This window comes from Slackia sp. (genome assembly GCF_977041755.1).
This window is the reverse complement of sequence record NZ_CDRRGL010000116.1, coordinates 1-5,584: the sequence shown is the minus strand read 5'-3', so window position 1 is coordinate 5,584 and position 5,584 is coordinate 1. Positions and strand designations below refer to the sequence as shown.

The following is a 5,584-nucleotide window of genomic DNA, read 5'->3' as shown; positions in this document are numbered from 1 at the left end:
CGCTTCCCAGCCGGCGAAGTCGCGCTTGCGATGTTTGAGTTCACCATCGACGAGCTCGTCAAAAGCGAGCTTCATGTGGTCGTAGCGGGTGACCTTGCTCAGCTGGTCTTCGGGGCGCGTGAGGCAGTCTTCCTCGGTTTTGAACGCGGCGAGGCCCAGCATGATTTTGGGATTGTAAATCACGTGGGGCTTGTCGGATTCGTCCAGGTAAACGCACAGCGCTTTGGTCACGCCAATCTGGTTCGCGGCCAGGCATGCTGCGCCTTCGATAGATGCGAGCGTGTCGATGAGATCTTGCGCCACGGAGGCGTCTTCGGCGGTGGCCGCTTCGCAGGGCGTGCTCAGAATGACATCGTCAAAAACGAGCTCTTTAATCATGATGTGCCTTTCGGATTGGTTTCAACCCTTGCATTCTACCAGGTTGCGATGCGGTTCGTGAGCGTGGTTTCCGTGCTGGTTGTGAACGTGCTTATCGAGGGCGCTTGTTTAAGCGAATTCCTTCATCTCGCATTCGATAAGCGTGCTGGCGTCGGCGCGCTCGGCATCTTCAAGGCTGGCGTAGCGAATGGTGAAGTCGTCGTAGGTATTGAAATAGTAGCGACCCGTCGCGCCAGAGAAGCAACTTGTATAGACGGTTTTCTCGAATTCGCCGTTCGACATCACCGATGCACCCTCGACCATCGAAACGCTGCTCAGCGTGTGAAACATTCGCATCACGTTGTCGTGTTCGCCCGATTTTGCGGGACAGTTGGCGTTGAGGTAAGCGACCTTCACGAAGCGCGAGGGCGAGTACACGTCGCCGGGAATGCCCCTCATTCCGGCGCCCGCACCGAAGGGCGCAAGTTCAGCGCGGCCCCATGTGGCAGGCGCGGGCATGTCGGGCGTTGCGGTGATGTAGGTGCGAAGGTTGGTGAGGTGCCATTCGAAGTTCGGATGATTCGCCAACACATCGACGGGGTTGTCGAACACATGCAGGCCATCGGCGCGCGACTCCACAACGATTGAGCGCGTGGCGTCGCCAATGATCCAATGAAGATACGAAACGGGGAAGTGCTCGTTAAAGGGCTTTTCGATGATGAGCGAATCTGCGAGCGCGGCTTCAACTTCATCGACGGTTTCGAAATTGGCCGCTACCCAGGTGGGGAATTCGTATGCCGCGATGTTCGTTTTGCCTTCGGCGGGATTCGGAGCGTATTCGGCGCACCCCGGGTGGTTCAGGCCGGCCACGGCAAGTCCTGCGTCGTTGCCGCAGTCGAAGAACAGGGGGTAGTTCTGGAATTCGACGCACATTCCGATGACGGCATGCTTAGCTGGAGCCGATTCGCCAAACGCCCACGGAATCATGAATCCTTTCGGCATAATGCGAATGTTCTCGCCGTATCCGCAGCTCCAATCGAGGTTGCGGCCAAGGAAGACGGATCCTTCCTCACTTGAGAAACGAACTGCTGTGCACATTGAATCTCCTCTCACGCTCTTTTCGATTTGCCCATCATGCGACGGCCCTTTTGGGTAGACAAGTGTGGTTGGGGTATTGTTCGGCGCCCGTTACGCGCTCGTTGAATGGCGTTGAGTGCTTGTGATGCTATGCGTGGGGCTTCCTTTTGAATTCGGGCCGTTTTTGCCAACATGAAAGTGGCCGACGCATATTGAGCTGCTCGCATTCTGCTTTACCTTAGGAAGGAAATCGACATTATCCCAGATGGGCGAATGAAATTCGTTCATAATCGCATATCTCGCCCCCGCGCCAAGACAAATGTAAATTCACAATTTCAACGCTTACGAAACGGTGCGCTTTTCTGTTATAAATGAGTCAATTAGTGGTAGTCACGGGCTCAAGAGCCCCGCAAGGATGAAAGCTTATCGTCCTTGCGGGGCTCTTTTTTGTTGTCTCGGGAAGGTATGCGACGACTTTTGCTGAGCTTCGTTATCGTCCGATTGCCGCATTTGTTGATTTCGATAGAAAGGAATTGGTCGCACATTTATGTCTCATGGTTTTAATGAAGCGCGCGTGAAGGTTGCGCATCCCTACCTCACAATGATGGGCTTGTATCTGGGCGGTTTTACCGGCATGTTCAGCGAGACGTGCTTGAATATTGCCTTGCCTCAGCTTGGCGTGGCATTTGGCGTCGATACCGCCATCACGCAATGGCTCGTCATTGGATATATGTTGGTAATCGGCCTTGTCATGCCTTTTGCGAGCATTCTTATGAAGTGGTTTTCCGTTCGCAAGCTCACGCTGTTTTCTCTTGGCATGTTTATCGCAGGTTCGCTCGTGAGCGGCTGTGCCCCCACGTTCGAGGTGCTGCTGTTTGGGCGACTGGTGCAAGGCATCGGCACGGGTCTGATTCTTCCCATGATGTTCTCTATGGTGCTTGAGGTGTTTCCTCCTTGCAAAATTGGTGCGGCAATGGGCGTGACAGCGCTCATTATTATGTTTGCTCCTGCCATTGGTCCCACGCTTTCGGGCATTCTTTTGGGTATCTTTTCCTGGCGTGCGATTTTCTTCTCGTTCGTTGTCGTGCTTGCGGTTGGTGTCGCCTTTGCTTTGAAATTCCTTGTGAACCCCTATGAATTGACGCGACCGAGCGTCGATGCTCTATCGTGCGTGCTTTCATGCATCGGCTTCGGTGGACTTGTTCTTGGTGTCGGCCTTGCGAGCTCGTACGGTTGGGCGAGCGCTCAGGTTCTTGCGCCTCTCGCGTGCGGCATTGTGGCGCTCGTATGGTACGCGCGCCGTCAGCTGATGATCGATGTGCCCATTATCAATGTGCGCATCTTTGGCATTCGCGGTTTCGTTTTGGGCGGTGCCGCCATGATGATCAACTTCGGCATCACGCTTTCAGCCATGTTTTTGCTGCCGCAGTTCATTCAGAATGCAATGGGTGTCGCTGTTGCCATGACGGGCATTATCATGCTTCCGGGCGGCATCGTGAACGCCATTGTATCAATGCTTGCTGGTCGCTTGTACGACCGCGTGGGCGCTCGCATTCCCGCGCGTATTGGTTTCGCGCTTTCGATTGCGGGTTCGATTATGTTGCTGCTTGCGATGGGGTCGAGCACGATCGCATACGTGATTGTCGCTCATATCGTGCTCATGATCGGTGTGCCGCTCGCTATGTCTCCGTGCCAGACGAGTGCCTTGAATTCGTTGCCCCCGCAGCTTTCCGCCGATGGCTCCACTGCGTTGAATACGATGCAGCAGGTGCTTGGTGCAATCGCGACCGCAATTGCGACGAGCCTTTTGGGCTTGGGCCAGGCGAGTTATTACGCTGCTGGCGGCACGTCTGCGGCAGAGGCCTTCACGACCGGATCACATTGGGGCTTTGCGTTCACGTTTGTTTTGGCTGTGTGTGGTTTGCTCGTGGCGTTCATGCTGAAGCAACGTGCGGAAAAGACCGACGTTGTTCCAGAGATGGAGCTGCACGAAATGAAAGCGTGTGCGCCTGCGCAGCCTGTCGGTGAGCGATAGCGTCAACGGTTGGACTCAAAAATGCAGAACCGTTGATGTGACATATGACCGCGTCGCGATGCGCGAGAAGGGGCGTCTGATTGAAGGGCGCTCCTTCTTTATCTGGGGTGGTATTTCCTGTCGCTTTTGCTAGTTGTGGCGTTTCACGATTGCAACCATGCCAAGCCCGATCACGGTAACGCCCGCGATAATGAGCATTACCAGCGGAAGGCCGTAGGCATCGCCCGCCATTCCTAAAAGCGGCTCCACAATGCCGCCAACGCAAATAACGACGCCGTACGATATACCCGATGCGGTTCCCAGATGACGGGGCACGTAGCTCATGCCCAAGGCGACGAAAGAAGGGTAGAACAGGTTGGCCGCGCAGGTGAGCACGCACACGAGTACCACGGCCGAGACGAGTGAGCGGTTGAATGCGAACGCGACCAGGCATAAAGCGAGAATTCCGAAACAGAGATAGGCGATCCTGAACACGCCTGCGCGTTCGGTGATGCGGCCCGATATCGCCGTTGCAACGGCTCCCGCAATAGCGAATACCGAAAGCATGAGCGAGCCGAACGTTTCGCCTTGGCCGAGCACGCTCACGAAGAACAGCGGAATAAATGCCATAAGTCCGTATTCGACGATCGATCGGCATGAAAGCACGCCCATTGCGAGGGCGAAATTTCCCCAGCGCTCGGGTTTTGTGTCTTTCTGCGTAGTTGAATTCTTGGCGATTCCCAGCGAAAGGAAGCGCTTATTGAATGCGAGCAGGACAATTGCACAGATGGTCGTGGGGAAGAGGAAAGCGAGCGTTCCGTGCATGCCAAAGGCGGTAAGGAAGACGGCAGCCATAAGCGGTCCTACGAAAAAGCCGATGTTGCCGCCAACGGCGAAAATAGACATGCCGTTTGCTTTGCGCGCGCCCGCGGCGAGGTTTGACAGGCGTCCGCCTTCAGGGTGGAACATTGCCACGCCAATGCCCGATACCATGGCTGAGGCAAGCACCGTCCAATAGGCATCGAAAAAACCGATGCCACACATGCCGAGCCCTGCAAGGAAAACGCCGAGTGCCATGAACCAGGGGCATGCCCTGTGGTCGCCGATGGCGCCGAAGAGCGGCTGGATAACCGCCGATGCGATATTCGCGGCGAATATGAGCCCGGCGACCGCAGTATAGGAATATCCGTCGTACATCACCAAAAACGGAAGCGTTGCCGAAAGCGCGCCTTGGTTGATATCGGCGCAAATGTGCCCGGTCATGCAAAGGTAGTTGACGAGTTTGTCTTCTTTTCGAGTCGCAATCATCGACATGCTTTCATACTTGATGAATTGGGTTGCGCCGGTCGCGGCATAGCGACGCTCGGGCTAATCGACCCAGGCGCGAATGCGATAGTGCACGCCGAGCTCATCGCAGATGGCCTGGCATTTTGCTTCATCCTCGTGCGAAATCGTGGTTTCGACGGTCGTCATGATTACGTTCGGCACGTATTTACGAACTTCGCGCGCGAAATCGAGCATGCCTTGGAATGCGGCGTCGCCGAATTTGCTGCGAACGAGTTCGTGGTATTCGTCAGCGTTGGGCGTATTCAGCGAAATGGAAACGGTATCGACAATACCTTCGAACTCAGGCGCGATATCCCGCCTGTTGATGAGGCTGCCCTGGCCGTTGGTGTTTACGCGAACTGGCATATCGTAGCGGCGTTTCACTTCGGCCGCGACCTGTTTGAGGGTTTCGAACGCGCATGTTGGCTCGCCGAATCCGCAGAAAACGACTTCTTCGTAAGCGCTCATGTCTTGTTTGTCGAAAGCTTCCATGACTTCTTCGAAAGAGGGCTCGTGCTCAAGCCACAGCACGTTGTCGGCCCCTTCGCCGTTTTTGCCGACGCCCGTTGCGGTTTGGCGTATGCAGAACGTGCACGCGCAGCTGCAGCGGTTCGTGAGGTTGACGTAGAGTCCATTGTGGACGGGGTAGACGATTGTTTCGGCTTTGAGCATTCTGAACTTCTTTCAACCTAGTGGGGTTTCTATTGGAGCGACCTGATGGAGATGTGCGCGAGGTTGCCGTTCGCTTCGCGTGGTATGCAGCCGTTTCGGTTCTCGTTTTGGAAGAACGTGGGGGGGATTGACCGTTTC

At 55.4% G+C, this 5,584-nt stretch carries 5 protein-coding genes; 1 reads left to right on the top strand and 4 read right to left on the bottom strand.

Going from position 1 to position 5,584, the window contains the following annotated elements:
- A partial coding sequence (locus ACWI8T_RS07830) for a peptide deformylase (RefSeq protein ID WP_449138533.1) occupies window positions 1–378 on the bottom strand: 378 nt, incomplete at its 3' end.
- A gap of 108 nt (window positions 379–486) precedes the next feature.
- On the bottom strand, window positions 487–1,455 hold the full coding sequence (bsh, locus tag ACWI8T_RS07825; protein WP_449138532.1) for a choloylglycine hydrolase: 969 nt from the start codon (window positions 1,453–1,455) through the stop codon (window positions 487–489).
- A gap of 526 nt (window positions 1,456–1,981) precedes the next feature.
- Between bsh and ACWI8T_RS07820 the strand changes: the two genes are divergently transcribed.
- On the top strand, window positions 1,982–3,469 hold the full coding sequence (locus ACWI8T_RS07820; RefSeq protein WP_449138531.1) for an MDR family MFS transporter: 1,488 nt from the start codon (window positions 1,982–1,984) through the stop codon (window positions 3,467–3,469).
- A gap of 129 nt (window positions 3,470–3,598) precedes the next feature.
- Here ACWI8T_RS07820 and ACWI8T_RS07815 read toward each other — a convergent pair whose 3' ends face one another.
- A complete protein-coding gene (locus tag ACWI8T_RS07815) occupies window positions 3,599–4,756 on the bottom strand; it encodes an MFS transporter (protein WP_449138530.1) in 1,158 nt (385 codons plus the stop codon).
- Between the two features lie 60 nt (window positions 4,757–4,816).
- A complete protein-coding gene (locus ACWI8T_RS07810; RefSeq protein ID WP_449138529.1) occupies window positions 4,817–5,446 on the bottom strand; it encodes a TatD family nuclease-associated radical SAM protein in 630 nt (209 codons plus the stop codon).
- Window positions 5,447–5,584: the final 138 nt, after the last annotated feature.